The following is an 18,091-nucleotide window of genomic DNA, read 5'->3' as shown; positions in this document are numbered from 1 at the left end:
CGCCGAGGCCTGTGGACGAACGGCGCGTTGGGGACAACTCCGTCACCCGGGAAGGTGATACGTCACGTAGAGGGCGGTACGCCTCCGGAGAGGCCTGTACGTCATCTCAGCCGTGCGCCCGCCCTCGTACCGCCCCATCGCGCACCGCCACCGCCACCGCCGCCGCCCAGCCGGGTCACCCGTGCGCCCGAGCGCGTCCCGGACACCGTCACGTACTGGTCGCGCACCTCCCGGTAGCGCATCAGCTCGGCCGAGATCGGGTCCAGGACCCGCGCCCGGCCGCACGCGGCGGCCGCCTCCCGCAACTTCCGTTCGGCTTCCTGCCCGTACCGCCGGGCCGGTCCCTTCACCGCCGCCGCGCAGGCCCACTCCACCAGCGGGCCACCGACGATGCCTCCGAGCATGATGAGGACGGGCGGCAGCAGCCCCGGCTCCACGACGCCGACGATCTGGCCGACCAGCCACAGGGCGCCGAAGATCTGCAGAAGCGTCATCAGGACCTGTGCCAGGACGGCCGCGGGCCACCAGGCGGGCCTCGGCGGGCGGGCGGCCGGGTCCCCGATCGTCGCCGTGAGTTCGTCGAGCGCTTCGGGCAGCCCGTCGGCTCCCCGTGCCGCCGCCTCGCGCACGGCCTGCGCCCAGGGCGCGGGGAGTCCGCGCGAGGCGTCGTCGGCGACGACCCGTACGGCCTGCTCGACCCGCTGCCGCGCCGTGAGTTCGTCCTCCAGGGGTGCCTGGAGGCGGGGGTCGGTCGAGCCGTGCTCGCGCATCCGCTCGTACCAGCGGTAGAGCCTCAGCCAGGGCGTGCCGCAGGCGCGGATGGCGCCCCTGCGCCAGACGCGTTCGGCGGCCTCGCCCGCCGCGGTGGCACCGACGGCGACCGCGAGCCGGGCCGCGAAGTCCTCCCGCGCCCGCTCCCCCAGGCCGGTCTGGCCCTCGGAGACGTACGCGGGCCGGAGCCGGGAGGCGGCCGCGTCGACGTCGGCGGAGAGCCGGAGCGCGGGCGCGGTCCGTTCCTGGACGAAACGGCCGAGCAGTTCGCGCAGTTCGCCCACGCCGTCTCCGGTGAGCGCGGAGAGCGCGAGGACGGTGGCGCCGGGTTCGCCGTGCTCGCCGAGGGCCATGCCGTCCTCGTCGAGGAGCCGGCGCAGGTCGTCCAGGACGAGGTCGGCGGCCTCGCCGCTCAGCCGGTCGATCTGGTTCAGGACGACGAAGGTGACCTCGGCGTGGCCGGCGAGGGGGCGCAGATAGCGCTCGTGGAGCGCCGCGTCGGCGTACTTCTCCGGGTCGACGACCCAGATGACGGCGTCGACGAGGGCCAGGACCCGGTCGACCTGGTCGCGGTGGGTGGTGACGGCCGAGTCGTGGTCGGGCAGGTCGATCAGGACGAGGCCCTGGAGTTCCTCGTCGGCGGCCCCGCCCGCCAGGGGGCGGCGCCGGAGCCGGCCGGGGACGGCCAGGCGGTCGAGGAGTCCGGCGGAGCCCTCGGACCAGCTGAGCGCGATCGGTGCGGAGGTGGTGGGACGGCGCAGTCCGGTCTCGGAGACGGGAACGCCCGCGAGGGCGTTGAAGAGGGTCGACTTTCCGCTGCCGGTGGGGCCCGCGATCGCCACGACGGTGTGGCGGGCGGAGAGCCGCTGGCGTGCGGCGGCCTCGTCGAGGACGCGTCCGGCCTCGGCGAGCGTCTCGTTCGCCAGTCTCGTACGGGAGAGGCCGACGAGCTCGTGCAGGGCGTCGAGACGGGTGCGCAGGGGGCCGCCGTACTGTCCGCCCAGCGGCGGAAGGCTGTCCTCCTCCCCCGCGTCGGAGCCCGCGCCGGGGGTTTCCTCCAGCGCCTGGGCCCGCTCACTCGCCCGGCGGGCGATCAGGCCGTCGTCCCAGCGGTCGTCCACCGTGCTGCTGCTCACCGGTCCTCACTTCTCCTTCTGCAGTACGGAGAGCGCGGCGATCAGTTCCGCCTGCGGCTCGGGGGTCACGTCGAGGGCGTCGAGGGGGGCGAGTCGTCGGTCGCGTTCGGTGTGCAGGGCGCGGTCGAGGTACGCCATGACCAGCTCGCCTCCCTTGTCGCGCAGGCGCAGGGCGGCCTGGGCGCCGAGGAGTTCGGCCAGCCGTTCGCCGGCGCTGCGGGTGCGGCGGGCGCCGAGCAGGGCGGCGGCGAGCAGGGCGGCGACCGTGTCGGCCTCGGGGGCGGCGGTACGGGCGGTTCCCGGCCGCTCCGTGCTGCGCAGTTCCTCCTCGGCCAGCTCTTCGAGCTCGCGCCGCCAGCGCCGTACGGTCATCTCGATCCGCTCGCCCGCCTCCCGGTCGGGCGTGTCGTGGGCCGCGCCGAGGGCGGCCGCGGCGGGTTCGCGGCGCCAGGCGTCCCGTACGCGCTCGTCGGCGGCGGCGGCCGCGCACTGGAGCAGTGCGGCGAGCGACTCGACGAGGGCGTCGAGCAGTTCGTCGGCGGTGCTGTCGCGGGGGTAGCCGCGCCAGCGGGTCCGGGCGTCGCCGGCGAGCACGGCGCCGCGGCCCAGTTGCTGCCGGACGCGCTCGCGCTGCTCCTGGTACGCGGAGTCGACGGCGCCGCCGAGCCGGACGGCGGCGGCGTACTGGGCGGCGACCGCCCCGGCGAGTTCGGGCATCCGGGAGTCGAGGGAGGCGATGACTCCGGAGGCGGTCCGTCCGATGGCCTGCTGGCGTGCGGCGGGGTCCTGGGCGCAGTGGGCGAGCCAGGCGCGCAGCGGGGCGACCGCGCTGTCGGGCAGGAGCCCGCTGCCGCCGCCCGCGGACTCGGGCAGCTCGGGGATGGTGAACCGGGGTACGTCCCTGAGCCCCGCCTTGTCGAGCAGCGCCTCGTACTGGCGGGAGACCTCGCCGAGGATCTGGTGCGGCACGCGGTCGAGGACGGTGACGAGCGTGGCGTCGTACTCCTTGGCGGTACGGAGCAGGTGCCACGGGATGGCGTCGGCGTACCGCGAGGCGGTCGTGACCATCACCCAGATGTCGGCGGCGCAGATCAACTCGGAGGCGAGGAGCCGGTTCTCGACGACGAGGGAGTCGATGTCGGGGGCGTCGAGCAGGGCGAGGCCGGGGGCGAGGGCGGAGGAGGTCTCGACGCGCAGGGCGTTCTCCTCCGGGGGCTCGTCGGCCGCGGAGTCCTCGTCCTGGTGGGGCAGCCAGACGCGGGTGAGCTGGGGCAGGACGCGCATGCCGGCGAACCAGTGGTGGTCGTCGGGGTGGCAGACGAGCACGGGCGTCCGCGTGGTGGGCCGGAGAACTCCGGCCTCACTGACGCGGCGCCCCACAAGGGAGTTGACGAGGGTGGACTTCCCGGCCCCGGTGGAACCGCCGACGACGGCGAGGAGCGGAGCGTCGGGGTCCTTCAGCCGGGGCACCAGGTAGTCGTCGAGCTGCGCGAGCAGCTCGGCTCGTGTCTGGCGGGCGCGTGGGGCGCCTGGGAGGGGGAGTGGGAGACGCACGGCGGCGACACAGTCGCGCAGGGCGGAGAGTGCGTCGATCAGCTGAGGCCGTTCGTCCAAGGTCACCACATGCGAAGAATGCCCAATTTTGGAGCCTTTTTGAAGCGTATAAGGGCCCTACGCGCCGACCGAACGCCCTGATGACAGAAGCCTCAGGCATAACGAGTGCACAACACCCGGGCCGAGTGGCGTGAAAAACACTGCGGGAATCGCACCTGCCTGCGATTATCGTTCCGCTTCACCGAACCTCCACATCGTGCCACGCAGGTGAAGCAACCGGGCCAAGGCGATCGGAGCCCTATCCTTGACCCGGCAGGCCACGCCCCACCCACCAGGGGCTCCAGGCCACCGGTCCACCACCCGGCCCCCGTAGCTCAGTGGATAGAGCAGGTGCCTTCTAAGCACTTGGCCGCAGGTTCGAGTCCTGCCGGGGGCGCTCCACCACAGACCCTCCTTCGGGAGGGTCTTTTTGCTGGTCATGGCCGGTTCTCGGTGGGTGGGACCGGGCCGGACGCGCCCCTCGGCGGGGGTGGGGCGCGTCCGGCGGTGTCCGGCTGAAACCGGGTTTCTGCGGGTGGCTGCGGAGAATACGCGGGGAAATTCTCAGGACCCGGGCGCGGCCGGATCCTCTAGCTCACCCGCCTACTCAAGGCGCTTCGAGCTGCCTGTCTAGGGCGGCCTGCATTGGCCCCACTGCGCCCGTCGCGACGCAGTCGCTCCTGGGGCGGGCTCTGTCCGACCGTGCTGATACAACCCGGTCGCGACATCCGGTTCACTGCTCGCGTCGCCAGCACAGAGATCGGCCCTGAGGGCTACTTCACCGAGGCCGGCCTCGCGGAGGACAAGGACGGCAGTGGCTTCATCCTGATGTTCATGGCGGGCGAGGCTGAGCCCGACGAACAGGAAGCCGCCCTGGGGATGGACACGCACTGCCTGGTCACGGCCGGGCAGGGGACCGCCTACGGATGCGTGCGCGAAGCCGTTCTGGAGGGCAATGTCCTCCGCATCCTGTTGATCCGGAAGCGCTGGAGAGCCTTCGGCTCTAGGACGGCGAGATTGAAGCCGTCATCGAGGCGCCGGGCGGAGACGTCGCCCTCTTCCGGGAGGTCCTCACCCAGGTGCTCACCTACGGGCGAGCGGACGCTGTTCCTGCGCTGCTGGCGGTCTGATCTGAGGGCGGGGCCACTTCAAACCGTCGCCCCCTGACACTCCCTGGTCCCCCACACGGCCCAAGAGTGGGGCCAGCCGAAACCGTTCCAGCGGGGCCAAAGACACCGTCGAAAACACCCGTCGATGCAGCGGGCGTACGTCGCGAGCAGGACAGGAACGCCGTTCCCCGCCCACTCGGCCACGGTCGCGGCAGGGACGCCGGCGTTGAGTCAGTTGGTCAAGCAGGTGTGCCGGAGGTCGTACGCGCGGCGCCCGAGGGGAGAGCCGAACTCGTACGGGGTGAGCACTTCCTTCCACGCCCGCCTGATCACAGACCCGGCCAGGTCACCACCGAGGATCCGTGTCCGGGCGGGACGGCAAGGCACCGTGTGGGCGGATCCGCGCGGCTCGTGACCACGTTTGCGCATGCCAACTAGCCGGAGTGCTTGCTGGTCTTGAAGACCAGGGGGACCGAGACGCCGATCGGCCGGGTGCGTGAAGCGGTGCCGACAGGCAGCGCAACGACCTATTGGCCTCACAGGTAGGCCCCAGCACGATGCCACGACGGTCCACGTCCGCCGCAGGCAGGGATGGCGATTCCGTGCGGCCACGACACGAAGCCATCACGGCGTCGGCCGCGGTCTCGCCGGGGCTCCACGAGGTGAGTTGTGCACGAACGCCGGCGGTATCGGCACGGGACGCGTGACCTTGACGGCTCGCCGCTTCAAGGAGTGCACTTCGTGGACCGAGCCATCGCCCGTCCACTCCTTGCCGGCTGCGACGACACCTCCGCTCAGGTTGAGCATGCCCCAGCCGCTCTTACTGTAGTGAGACGGAAGCAACAGAGCCCCCGGGCTGTCGGTGGTGTGCAACGCAATCGTCACCGCCGACATCCAGGGACTCTGTCACGCCACTACCCCAGTGGATCGGGTCTCACAGCCCCTCAGGGAAGGGATGGAACCTGTCACTGTGATCTGGCCTTACACCCGACGCCAAGTCAGGAACTCGTGCCGGTCCTCCGCTGAAAGCCGTTCGCTGAACGGGTTCACCTTGCCAGTCAGGACCGCCACGCAGAACGACGCCATTCCGCCATCGAACACGGTCCAGCGGTTCATCCCGTACGGCGTCTGCCTCCGAAAGATGGCCACGGGCCAGTCGTCGGGAGCGCCCTCGCACAGCCAGAAAGCCACATCGCTGCTCGCCGAGTCCGCGAAGGGCAGCAGTGACGGCAGCTCACTTCCTGGCAAGAGCGCAAGGAGATGTTCCGGGTGCGAGAGGGCGGGATCTGTTCTGTCCAGGAGGTCTCCGTACGCCGACCCGGGGACGGGCGGCGTACTGATGGACAGGTACTCGTCGATCTCTCCACCTCCGTACGACTCGACGAACTCGCGGTAATCGACAGGAAGCGTCAGACCTGTCGTCCGCTGGATTTCCTGCCAGTCGATCGAGTCGCCTCCGGAGACGGGCGGCGGGAGAACTTCACGCAGGCGCGCGACGGCGCGGTGAGGCATTTCAGTTTCCCTTCGCGTGGTGGTGGAAGGCCATCTCATGGCTGCCCCGGGAGGGGCACGTCTCCACCGGTGCGGCTGTCGATCGCGGTGCCCAGATTCTTCCAACCCTGGCCGGCGGTGTAAATCAGGTTGGATACTGCTGTGGCATCAGAGCCCACGTAGCGTCCCTTGCTGTCCCATGCCGTGTAGGACATGCGGAATTCGTAGGGCACAGTTCGGCCGTCTTTGTAGACCGGTGTCACCTTGTATCGCACAACATGCTTTGAATCGATGAGGGACCGGACTGTGTCCTCGAAGTTCAGCATGTTGTCCATGGAAGGAATCGGCGACTGGGGCTTGCCTACGTAGGAGTTCGCGTCAGATCCACAGGTCGCGAGGTTGGCCAGGTCGGTCCCCGATCCGCCCAGCTGGGCGCCGAGGAGATGGCAGGCGTTGACGTCGCGGGGCCGACCTCCCAGATATCCGACGTAAGACCGGGCCCAGTCATACCCAGGTGGCTTGATGCCGGCCCCGCGTCCACCTCATGCCGCGCAGTTCCCTCGCCGGGATGAATGACTCCGGCCCTGGTTCGAGGGAGGCTCGAACCAGGGCCGGAGTATTCGTGTCGGCTTACATCACTGTCGTGACCACGGGTTGATGCCCAGCTCCTTCAGCCGCGCTTCCTCGCTCGTGTGAAGGAACCGCGGGTTCGGCAAGCCGGACAGACGGCTCACTCCGACAGGGCAGCGCTCGAACTCCGAACGAAGCAACCTGACGATGAACTCACTCATGGTGCAGTGGTACACCGACCAGGAGCCATTCCCGCGGGAGAAGACTGCCAGCGGCCACTCCTCGGGATCCGGGCCGTTGGCAATCCAGCCGAGAACGTCCGCTTCGCTGGTTTCGCCCCAGACCAGGACGTCTTCAAGGCGGTATTCATCCGCAGCCGCTGGATCCTCCCACTCGTTCGCCTCCGGGTACTCGAGGATCTGCTGGGGCAGCCTGTCCACCCGCCTCACGAGTGGGTCCGCCGTGCTGACGGGGATGGCGATCCACAGCATTTCCTCGATCGAGCCGTCGCCGAAGTTCGCAACGAATTCCATGTAGTCCTGCGGGAAAGACGTCCCGTATTCCTGCTCGACGGCCTTCCAGTCGACCGCGTCGCCGCCATCACCCACACGGGTCAGCAGGCCGGCCAGCTCCATGGCGTGGTCAGTCACGCCCACCTCCTCAGTCATTCCATTCATCCGTGCCACGGACCGGAACAGGGCCGCCCGGGTTCGACACACGCCCGAGGTTGTGCCACTTCTGGGTCTTCAGTCCGTAGAACTGGTTGGGTATCTCATCATTGATGTAGATCCCGGGTGATCCGTCGGCATTCCAACCGGACGCCTGCATCTTAAAGGCGTAGGGGACGGTTCGAGGGCCGTCATACAAGGGCACCACCTTGTAGCTGACCACCTGGCCGGACATGACCGCCTTCTTCACCTTGCTCTCGTACGTCAGCATGTTTGGCGTCATCTGAGGTGCACGCTTGTCGATGGTCCAGGCGTTCGCCTGACGACTACAGGTGACCAGGTTCTCCTCTCGCGCATCACCGGTGAGGTCCTTGGCCAGAAGATGGCACGCGTTCACCCAGATCGCACTGGGCTCGTTGCCGAAGTCCGCCATGTAGTCCTTGGCCCACTGATGGCCCGGCGGGTCGAACTTCCGGTCAGTCGAGTTCTCGTCGGTCTTGTTGTTGACGAGGAAATGCTTGTCAAGGCAGGCTTCCACGCCGGTGGGCCGGTTGCCGTTGACGGTGTCGATCCGCCCCCACTCGCGCCAGCCGCTGCCGAACTTCCGGCAGTCCCGGCTCTGGTGTCCCTCCGGAGCCGTGGTCGGGCCCGGGTCGGTGCCCGGGGCGTCGTGCGTGTCCGGGACCTGGTCCGGGTTGAGGACCGTGTCGGCGCCGCCCGCCAGCATGGCGAGGAGGTTGGCGCCGCTGACGACCATGTCGACGGCCTGGGTGGCGTTCCAGACGGCCTGGGTCGGGTTCCAGTCCGGCTTGGGGATGTGCTTCGGTGCCGGCGGCGGGTTCTTGCCCGCGTAGGGGTTCTGCGGGATGGGCGGCTTGGGGGGTGCGGTCGGGCGCTTCGGGCGGGTCAGCGTGGTGGTGCCGCCACGGTTTCGCCCGCCGCCCGAGTAGTTGTGGCTGCGGCTGGGCGTATCGCGGATTACCGTGCGCGTTTCGCCGCGCATGTCGATGAGCCGGCCGCTGCCCTTGTTGCGGTTGTACGCCCGGTCGCACATTTCACGCATGTAGGCGTTCGAGTAGCACATGTCCTGGCTGGTGACGCTGTGCTCCCCGTTGAGGAAGGCCTCCTTGAAGACGCAGAGGGCGTTCCCCTTCATGAGCCAGCCGAGCTTGGTCTTCGCCGGCTTGAAGCAATTGAGGATGGTGTGGTGGCCCGACGGGTCGGTCCCGTTCATCGGGCCGGCGTTGGCGTACGTGTAGCGGTTGGCCTGGACCGAGGGGTTGGGGTCGAGCTGCCAGGTGTCGCGGCTGGTGAAGCCGCCGGTGCCGGGCTGGTACCAGCGGGCCGCCATGTTGACCTCGCCTGTGGACGAGTCCGTCCAGCCCGACTGGTAGCCGACCGACGGGGTGGAGCCGTTGCTCGCGGTCACCTTGCCGTACGCGTCATAGGCGCGGGACGAGGTGACCGACGTGCCGTCCGGAGACAGGCTGGCGACCAGGTCCGTGTGGCCGTCGGTGACGGTCAGGCCGGCCGAGCCGGGCGTCCCGGTGGTGGCGCTGGCGAGCAGCGTGCCGCCGGGGGTGCGGCTGTAGGTGGACGTGCCGTCCTTGACCAGGTTGTTGGAGCCGCCGTCGTAGCTGAAGGCAGCACCGTTGTGGGTCATGACGCGGTCGAGCGAGTCGTACGTGAAGGTGCTCGTGCCGTTGGTGACGGTCCGCTCGAAGGCGTCGGACTTGATCGTGCGGGTGGTACCGCCGTCGGTGACCCCCTGGACGTTTCCGCGCGCGGAGTAGTCGAAGGTCTGGGTGCCCCAGACCGTGACCCGGTTGCGGGAGTCGTAGGTGCCGGTGATGTCTCCCTTCTTGGTGAGGTTTCCGGCCTTGTCCCACTCGTAGCCGGTGGTGGTGCCCCCGCTGGTTTCGGAGGTCATGCGCCCGGCGAGGTCGTAGGCGTACGTCTCCGCGCCCGCCCCGGCCGTGCCCGAGGTGGTCTTCTTGACCAGGCGGTTGTCGAGGTCGTACTCGTAGGCAGTGCCCTGTACCGCGGCACCCGTGCCGGTCTTCTTGACGCTGTCGTCCGCGAGGCGGCCGAGGGAGTCGTAGGTGTACGAGCGCTTCGCGCCGATCGACCAGGTGCCGCCGACGCCGGGGCGTGCGTACTCGTCGGCGGTCGGGCGTCCGGCCGCGTCGTAGTCGCTGCGCACCTGGGTGCCGGTGAGCGGGTCGGTCGTGGTGTCGAGACGTCCGGCCGTGTCGTAGGTGAAGGCCGTCGCGCCCGCCGCGTCGGTGCGGGAGGTCATCATGCCGTCCGCGTCGTACGCGTAGGACGAGGTGCCGCCCGGACCGTCCGTGGACAGGAGCTGGCCGCGGTCGTTGTAGGTGTACGTGTTGCCCGCGAGGATGCCGTCACCACCGACGCCGGTCAGGCGCCCGGCGAGGTCGTACGACAGGCTGCGGGGCCGGGTGGCCACGGCGGTGCCGGAGCCGGTCTCACCGATAAGCCGGTCCAGGGCGTCGTACGTCTTCTGACGCTTGACGCTGCCGGGAAGCAGCTCGGTGGTGACCCGGGCTGCCGCATCGTAGACATTGGTCCAGGTACGGCTGGAGAGGGCCGGGTGCTGTGCGGTGCTGGGCTCGATGGTCGATTCCGGCAGGCCCCACGGGGTGAACGTGTAGTAGGTGATCTTGCCGCGGCCGTCGGTCAGGCGCGTGCGGTGGCCCGCCGCGTCGTAGCCGAAGGTCGTCGTGATCGAGTCCGTGGCCGTGGCCGTGACCGGTTCGACCTGCTTGGTGAGCTGGCCCAGCGCGTCGTACGTGTACGTGGTGCGCGCACCGCCGGGCGAGACCGACGCGGTGACATTGCCGTCGGCGTCGTACTCGGTGGTGGTCGTGCGCAGGGCGGTCGTGCCCGTGCCGTAGTCCGTCACGGACACCGGCTGACCCGCGAGGTCGTACGCGGTGACGGTCTTGCGGCCGGTCGCGTCCTTGCTCTCGGTCTGGCGGCCGAGGCCGTCGTAGACGGCGCTGCTGGTGCCGCCGGCGGGGTCGGTGACCGTCAGGGTCTGGCCGGCCTTGTCGTGGGTCGCGCTCGTGACCCGTCCGCCGGGCGTGGTCGAGGAGACCTGGTTGCCCGCGTCGTCCCAGGTGAAGCGGGAGACGAGGTTCTGCCGGGCGGGCTTGCGCTCGATGGTGGTGGCGGTGAGCTTGCGGCCCAGTTCGTCGTAGGTGGCTTCGGTGCGTGCTCCTGTCGGATCGGTCGCGGAGAGCGGCAGACCGGTCGGGGTCCAGGTGTAGGTGGAGATTCCGCCGCCGGACAGGGCGGTGGAGGTCCCGTTGAAGTTCGCGGCGCCCGGGGCCGTCAGGCCCTGCGCACCGGCGATCGCCGGGTCGGTCTTGCTGACCAGCTGGCTCAGCTGGTCGTAGCCGTAGTACGTGACGCGGCCCAGCGGGTCGGTCGTGGAGGCCGTGTTGCCGACCTTGTCGTACGTCGTGCGCGAGACGGCGGTGATGGCCGCGGTCGCGCCCGGCGGGGTGTAGTCGGGCAGCGTGAGCGCGACGGTGCGGCCCAGCTTGTCGGTCTCGGTCCGGGTGATCAGGCCGCGCGGGTCACGCGACTCGGTGGTCTCGCCGAAGGTGTTGTAGCCGACGAGGGACTTGGGGGTGACGGCCGTGGCCGCACCGCCGTTCTCCTCGGCCTGCACCTGCGGCGCGGTCTGCTCGACCAGGCGGCCCAGCTCGTCGAACCGGCCCGTGCTGGTGATGCCGCGCGGGCTGGTCTGCGTGAGCGGGAGGCCGCGCTGGTCGAAGGTGGCGGAGGAGACCCGGGTGGTGGTGCCGTCGGTGACGGTCCGCTTCGTCGGGTTGCCCGCCGCGTCGTACTCGGTGGTCGAGGTGATCTTCTTGCCGGTGCGGTCGACGGACTGGGTCGACTCGGTGATCCGGTCCTCCGCGTCGTACGCGAAGGTGGCGACCTGGTTCAGGCCGTTCGGGTCGAACACCGAGCGGGTGGTGCGGCCCAGGGCGTCGAGCGTGTTCACGGTGGTGGCCCCACCGTTCGTGGTGGCCGACACCGGGTTGCCCGCGCCGTCGTACACCGTGGACTCGAGGACGATGTCCTTCTTCGAGCCGTCGGACTGGGTGACCTGCTTCGCCGTCGTCGTGGCCGTCAGGCCGTCGTCGTAGTAGGTGAAGGCGGTCGTGGCGCCCATGGCGTCGGTGGTCGAGGCCAGCCGGCCCGCCGGGTCGTACGCCTTGGATCCCAGGACCAGGTCGCGGGTCTGGCCGGAGGGGTCGCCGGTCCAGTTCTTCAGGACGGTCTCGGCGACCTGGCCGCGCTTGGTGTACGAGGTCGTGACGACGTTGCCCGCGGGGTCCGCCGCGCTGATCACTCGGCCCAGGGCGTCGTGGGCGTACGTCGACTCGTTGCCGGCGGCGTCCGTGACGCTGTCGTTGAGGCCGCGCGTGTTGTAGCGGTAGGTGGTGGTGCGGGTGGCGTCGCCGCCGGTGGTGTCCTCCGTGGATTCGGTGAGCAGGTGGCCGTCCGCGTCGTACGTGCGGCTGATCCTGGCTGTGTGGGTGACGCCGGTGATCTCGTTCTTGACGCCGGGGCCGGTCTCCGCGGTGACGCGGGACATGGCGTTGTAGGCGTACGTCGTGGTGACGCCGGCGGGGTTGGCATCGGAGACCTGGGTCTCGGTCAGCTTCCGGCCGATGCCGTCGTAGGTGTACGTCGTGACCGCGCCGGAGGGCGCCGTCGTCCTGGCCAGGTCACCGCTCTCGAAGTACGCGTACGAGACGGTGGCGCCGCCGGTGGACTTCTTCGTGGCGACCAGGCCCTTCGGCGTCACTCCGCCCCCGACCGCGGGCTCGGTGCCCGTGGTGTAGGTGGTCCTCGCCGTACGGCCGTCGACCGAGGTGACCGTGTCGGTCAGGCCGAGGTCCGTGTAGGAGGTCGTCGTCCGGTAGCGGGTGTCTGCCGGCCCCGAGGAGCGGCCGTCGAGGATCGCGGTCTGCTTGCCGTTGCGCAGGTCCAGCTTGTCCGCGGGGTTGTTGTAGTACTCCGCGAAGGAGGTCCAGCAGGAGTTCGCGTCCCGGCAGGTCGTGGTCGAGACGGTGTTGCCGCGCTCGTCGTGACCGGTGATGGTCGCGTGACCGTTGGGGTCGGTGACCGTGTGCAGGAAGCCGCCGGTGTCGTACGCGTACGTGGTGACACCGCCGTCCGCGTTCGTCGAGGCGGTACGGCGCTGGCCGCGGACCGCGTCGAAGGTGCTGGACGTCTTCGCGCCCGTCGGGTCGGTGACCGTCACCGTCGCGGACAGCGAGGAACCCGATGCCTGCGCGCGGGCGCCGTAGTGGCGGGCGACCTGGTCACCGGTGAGGCTGCGGGGGTAGACCGCGACCTCGTCGATCTGGCCGGTGAAGTACTGCACGCCGTCGCCCGAGGACGCGGGCCACCACCTGGTGTAGCCGGCGCCGATGTATGTGCGCTGGTTGGTCTCGTGGGTGACCGGCGTGGTGGTGGTCTGGGCGACCTGGGCGCCGTCGAGGTACAGCGTGTGGGTGGACCCCTGGGCCGTCACCACGGCGTGGTGCCACTCGTTGTCCGTGACCGTGTTCGGCGAGGTGTTGGTCGCTTCGGTACCACGGGTGAAGTACTGGCCGTGGAGCTTGTTGTCCGAGCCGACGTACAGGACCGGCGCGTAGCTGTAGGCGTCCGGGAGCGGCTTCTCCTGGTCGCTGAAGAGCACGCCGGGCTTGGTGGTCTTGAACCACAGCTCGGTCGACAGGTCGGTGCCCGACATGTGGCCGCCGGCGAGCTCGGCCCACCCGTCGCCCTTGAACTCGGCGGCGGAACCGTCGCCGGTGCCGAACGCGCCGGAGTTGCCCAGCGTCGCGTTGGTGTAGGTGCCGTTGGCGCCTGCGGCGGCGACCTTGTTGACCACGGTCGTGCCACCGGTCTCGTCCAGCTGCCAGTAGCCGGCCGGGGCGTCCGCCATCACGACGCCCTCGTACTGGCCCCCGTTGCCGGCCACCAGGCGGTTGCGGGCCTTGAAGTGGTCCGCGACGGTCGCCGCGTCCAGCTCCTTCGTGTAGAAGGCGGCCTCGTCGAGCTGGCCGTTGAAGTAGCGGGTCGCACGGGCCTGGCCGTCCCACTCCTCGCTGGAGTAGCCGGCGCCCAGGTAGGCGTGGACCAGGGTCTCCGGCTTGACCACGCCGGCCTTGGAGCCGATCTTGACGCCGTCGAGGTACAACGACTGACCGGCGGAACCGCCGGTGATGACGGCGTGGTGCCACTTGTTGTCGGTGACCTTGGTGCCACCCATGACCGGCCAGCCCGCGGAGGGGCCGTCCCACAGGTGGCCGCGCAGCTTGCCCTCGCCGTCGACGAGGAGGCTGGCGTTCCACATCGTCGGAGTGGTGCCCAGCTCGGTGTTCTGCAGACCCAGCAGCACACCGCTGGGCTTGTCCGTGCGGAACCACAGCTCCGCGGAGAATGCGGTGGCGTCGCTGATCGACTCGGACGGTACTTCGATGACGCCCTTGGACCCGTCGAGGGTGACCGCACCGTCGTCGCCGTCGAGGAACGCCCCGACGCCGCCGAGCGCGACACCGTCCCGGTAGGAGCCGTTGCCGCCGCCGGATATCTCGTCCGCCGCCGAGGCACCACCGCTGTCACCGAGACGCCAGTAGTTCACCGGGCCCGATGCCCGGACGGCGTCGCTGTAGGCCTGCGAGCCGGCCGCGTAGCGGGGCTCGGAGATCTGCCAGACCCCGCCGTGTTCGTCGGTGACCTTCGTCGCGCGACCGGTGTCGCCGTCGTACTCGACCTGGGCGCTCACCCGGCCCGACGGCAGGGTGGAACCGGTCAGCTTCGACGATCCCGCACGGGCCTCGAAACGGGCCTTGACCGCCCCGGCGTCGAGGGCGCGGTGGTAGACCGCGACCTCGTCCATGGAACCGGTGAAGCGGCGTACCCCCGCGGGGCCGCCGTCCCAGCTCGGGTTGGAGTAGCCGGCACCCAGGTAGGTGTAGGTCTTGCCGAAGTGGTCGACCACTCCGGGGATGGCGCCCAGGCGCGCGCCGTCGAGGTAGAGGACCTGCTCGGTGCCCGTGGCGGTCAGGACGGCGTGGTGCCACGCGTTGTCGGTGACCGTGCCGGGCGAGGTGACGGGGGTGGTCCCCATGCCCTTGAGCTCGAAACCGCCGTGCAGCTTGCCCGCCTGGTTGATGCCCAGGACCGGGTTCCAGCGGATCGGCTGGCCTTCCGACAGCCGCTTGTCCTGGAAGCCGACGAGCGTCCCCGCCCGGTCCGTCTTGAACCACAGCTCGACCGAGAGGACGGTCGAGGCGGACAGGGAGGTCCCCGGCAGCTCGATGGAGGAATTGGTGCCGTCGAAGGAGGCCGCCTTGTTGCCGGTCGCGCCCAGCGCGCCCGCGGCCCCGAGGGTGACGTCGCGGTAGTGGCCGGCGTTCATGCCCGTGCGGGAGACCGCCTCGCTGGCCGCGGACTCGCCCTCGGCCTCGTTCAGCCGCCAGTACCCGACCGGGCCCGCGTCCTGCACCAGGCCGCGGTAGGACGAGCCGGCCGTGTACGCGTACGTGGAGCACGCGGTGGCGGAGTCCGGCGGGCAGACCTTCACCAGGCGGTCGCCGTCATAGGTGTACGACCAGGTGAGCGCCGGCGCGATCGGACCGACCGCATCGGTGGACACCGACGCGACGTGCGCGCCCGACCAGGTGAAGGTCAGCGCGCGCTTGGACAGCGCGTCCGTGGCCTTCGTCAGCTTCCCGGCCGTGTAGGTGAGCGTCTGCTCGCGCCCGTGGCCGTCCTTGACCTTCGTCAGGCGGCCCGCCGCGTCGAAGGTGTGGACCGTGGCCGCCGCGTCGCGCAGCGTCCAGCCGCCGCCGGCGACCTCGGAGAGCACGTCCACGGAACCGGCCGGCGCGCTATAGGTGCCGTCGGCGTTGCGGCCGAACCGGACCTGGCTGCCGCTGGCGAGGGTGACGACGACGCTGCCGTCGGGCTCGGCGACCGCCCGCATGTCCCAGCGGGTGGCCCAGCCGGCGCCGAAGGCGTTCGTCTGGCGCGGGTCCTGCGAGTTGTACGTACGCGTGACCGCGAGCTCGGGGCCCGCGCTCGGTACGGCGGCGTCGGTGGCGGCGGTGGCGTAGTTGCCGGCCCGCTCGCCGAAGGTGCGGCCGCTGTCGGCGCCGCCGAGGTGGGAGGTGATGACAGGCTGCGGTACCTGGGTGGTCAGGATCGACGGCGCGGTGCGCGAGGACTGGTCCTTGCCGTCGTTCGCGTAGGCGTACCAGGCGTACGTCTTCGCCCACTTCAGCCAGTCCGACGGAACGGTCCAGCTCTCGGAGGCCGCGTGCGTGTTGCCGTGGCAGTTCTTGCGGAGGTCCTTGCCCTCGACCTCGCAGACCTCGAACTGGTAGGTCAGCGCGCCAGGGGACTTGTCCTGGTCGGTGGCCGTCGCCCACAACGTCGGGGTGAGGGTGTCGACGACCGTGCCGCTCGGCGGAGCCGCGCCCGTCACGTACGGCGGGACGTTGACCGCGTCGAAGCGCACGGTCGGGCCGGGGACGCCGTCGTCGACGAAGCTCCGGACGCCGTACTCGTCCATCGTCCACTGGATCGTGTACGTGCCGGGTGCCAGCGGGGCGATGTGCGCGTCGACGGTGGCGGAGCCTCCGGGCCCGACGTCGTACGGCATGTCCGTCCACCGGATCTTGCTCCAGTAGTCACCGCCCACCTTGTTGCCGTTGGCGTCGAACAGGTCGTAGCGCAGCTTGAAGTTGCTGTTCTTGCCCCAGGTCTGCTGGCCCTGGTTGGTGACGGTGACCTTGAAGATGCCGTCGGCGGTGGCCGTCGGGGGCTGGACGAAGCCGCCCAACTCGTACGCGGCCCCGTACTTCGACCAGGTGACGTCGAGGCTGGGCTTGCCGTTCGGGTAGTTGTCGGAGCCGAACTTCTTCCAGGTCCTGGAGTCGTCCGTGGCCGCCTTCACGGCCAGGCCGTAGTTGGCCTTGCGGCCGTGCGTCCAGTCGTCGACCAGCTTGCGGCCGGCGTCGCCGAGCGGGATCGACTCCCACGTGGCGGCGCCGCAGTGCCAGGGGGAGTTGCCGTCCTGGCGCCAGGCGTGCGCGAAGGACTTGGAGCCCAGCGCGCCGCCGGTGGCGGGACCGGGGTAGCTGTTGACGCTGCCCTCGGACCAGTTGGAGGTGATCTCGTGCACCGTCACCGGGCGTGCGGTGCAGGAGTAGGAGTAGGTGTTGTAGAGGCTCAGGTTCGCGTTGATGACGAACGCGTTCCTGAGGGTGGTGTCCAGGCCGTTGAACTTCAGGAACGAGGCCGCCTTGTGGGCGCCGCCGTCGTACGTGCCGACCTTGAGCTCGGTGGAGCTGGAGAAGTTCTGGTTGAACGGCGACTCGACGTACGTGCCGGAGGCCGCCTCCAGACCGTTCACCGAGGGGTCGACCTTCACGGGGAAGACTCGCTCGGGGGCCGACAACCACTTCTGGTCCAGCTTGACGACCAGGACCTGCCGGGAGCCGTCGCGTGCGAGGTCGTAGGTGACGCCGGAGGAGATGACGCCCTCGTCGGAGTTCGGCGCCTTCTTGGAGTCTTCCATCCAGCCCGCCGGCATCCAGCCCTGCTGACGGCCCGCCGCGTCGTTGAAGACGACGCCGCCGAGGCCGTCGAGCTTGGCCGTCAGGCCCTTGAGGGCCAGCGGGAAGCGCCATTCGGTCGGCGCGTTCTTGTCCTTGAGGATCAGCGTCTCCTTGACGGAGTCGCTTCCTGCGATCAGTTCCACGTCCGCCGAAGGACGGACGTCCGGGTACGTGATCACGCTGCCGTTGACACGGCCCTGTGAGCGGGCCGCGCCCTCGATCGAGTAGCCGACCGCGGTGCTGTCGTCGATGCCGGTACCCAGGCGGACAAACGTTTCCGCATCGGAGAACTCGGAGAAGTAGATCGTGTCCTCGGTCGACTTGGCCTGCCAGCCGGATCCCGGGGTCTCCTCCGTCAGCGCCAGTGGCGACGACTTCGCCAGCCGGGTGTCGATCGCCTTCCACTTGCCGTCGTGACCGAGGAAGTTGACCCGCTCGTTGTAGTAGCGGGTCGTGAAGGTGCCGTCCGGGTTGGCGAACGTCCGCGCATCGGCGGCCCGCTTGCCGGGCACCTCCGAACTGGCCTTGGGGTCGAACCCCTTGGGCGCGGCCCGGCGCGGCGACGGGACCTTGCGGTAGGACGGCACCTGCGTCTTGGGCGCCTTGCCCAGCTTCAGCCGGGTGGTGCCGGAGTCCGGCGCGAGTTCGCCGCGCCCCTTCAGGGCGCCGGCGCGGCCGCCGGACGCGTCCGCGTCGGTGGCGTCGCCGGAGGCGGCGTGGCCGCGCCCGCGGGCCGACCCCCAGCCCTGTTCAGGGATTTCACCGGCACCTGGGCCGGATCTGGAAGCAGACCACAGGCCGACGGCCTGCGCTGCTTGTTCCGTGCCCGCGAGCACGGTCATGGTGATCGCCATGGATATGACGAGTGGTCGGGTGATGCGCACCGTTGTAGCCCCCACAGAATGGATCAGTGGGGGCAGTCCTATCGAAGCCGGCAGCAACTCACAAACCATGCCCTGAATCCGACTTGCGCAGTCCCGGGCTTATGCGTTCATGAAACCCGCAAATTCGTTATGTACGCGTCAATTCACCCTAGAAGTGATTGCACGGCGTGAGCAGAATCACTCCGCACCCGT

Annotated in this window: 6 protein-coding genes and 1 tRNA gene; 1 reads left to right on the top strand and 6 read right to left on the bottom strand. The window is 69.9% G+C overall.

What is annotated here, in order from left to right; translation table 11 throughout:
* Positions 1 to 101: 101 nt before the first annotated feature.
* A complete protein-coding gene (locus M5362_RS05660) occupies positions 102 to 1,907 on the bottom strand; it encodes a YfjP family GTPase (RefSeq protein ID WP_260226217.1) in 1,806 nt (601 codons plus the stop codon).
* A 6-nt stretch (positions 1,908 to 1,913) separates the two neighbouring features.
* On the bottom strand, positions 1,914 to 3,521 hold the full coding sequence (locus tag M5362_RS05655) for a dynamin family protein (protein WP_260226631.1): 1,608 nt from the start codon (positions 3,519 to 3,521) through the stop codon (positions 1,914 to 1,916).
* Between the two features lie 303 nt (positions 3,522 to 3,824).
* On the opposite strand from M5362_RS05655, the gene M5362_RS05650 reads away from it, so the two are divergent.
* Positions 3,825 to 3,897, top strand: a tRNA-Arg gene (locus tag M5362_RS05650).
* Positions 3,898 to 5,590: 1,693 nt separating this feature from the next.
* Here the strand turns inward: M5362_RS05650 and M5362_RS05635 are convergent.
* From M5362_RS05635 to M5362_RS05620, 4 genes are all read right to left on the bottom strand, one after another.
* Positions 5,591 to 6,121, bottom strand: a complete 531-nt coding sequence (locus M5362_RS05635; protein ID WP_260226215.1) for an SMI1/KNR4 family protein — start codon at positions 6,119 to 6,121, stop codon at positions 5,591 to 5,593.
* A gap of 35 nt (positions 6,122 to 6,156) precedes the next feature.
* Positions 6,157 to 6,579, bottom strand: coding sequence for a DNA/RNA non-specific endonuclease (locus tag M5362_RS05630; protein ID WP_260226630.1), 423 nt, complete (start codon positions 6,577 to 6,579; stop codon positions 6,157 to 6,159).
* A 156-nt stretch (positions 6,580 to 6,735) separates the two neighbouring features.
* Positions 6,736 to 7,320 (bottom strand): SMI1/KNR4 family protein, encoded by a 585-nt coding sequence (locus M5362_RS05625; protein ID WP_260226214.1) that lies wholly within the window; start codon positions 7,318 to 7,320, stop codon positions 6,736 to 6,738.
* A gap of 10 nt (positions 7,321 to 7,330) precedes the next feature.
* The gene (locus M5362_RS05620; RefSeq protein WP_260226213.1) at positions 7,331 to 17,869 is read right to left on the bottom strand and encodes a LamG-like jellyroll fold domain-containing protein; all 10,539 of its coding nucleotides are present in this window, start codon (positions 17,867 to 17,869) and stop codon (positions 7,331 to 7,333) included.
* Positions 17,870 to 18,091: the final 222 nt, after the last annotated feature.

The sequence above is a fragment of the Streptomyces sp. Je 1-79 genome, assembly GCF_025195125.1.
In the GTDB taxonomy this organism is placed as follows: domain Bacteria; phylum Actinomycetota; class Actinomycetes; order Streptomycetales; family Streptomycetaceae; genus Streptomyces.
This window is presented reverse-complemented; position numbering and strand designations above follow the sequence as displayed.

Bases quoted from the DNA above. Each gene is read 5' to 3' on its own strand.
- M5362_RS05635 (WP_260226215.1), bottom strand. From the start codon at position 6,121: ATGCCTCACCGCGCCGTCGCGCGCCTGCGTGAAGTTCTCCCGCCGCCC.
- M5362_RS05620 (WP_260226213.1), bottom strand. From the start codon at position 17,869: ATGGCGATCACCATGACCGTGCTCGCGGGCACGGAACAAGCAGCGCAG.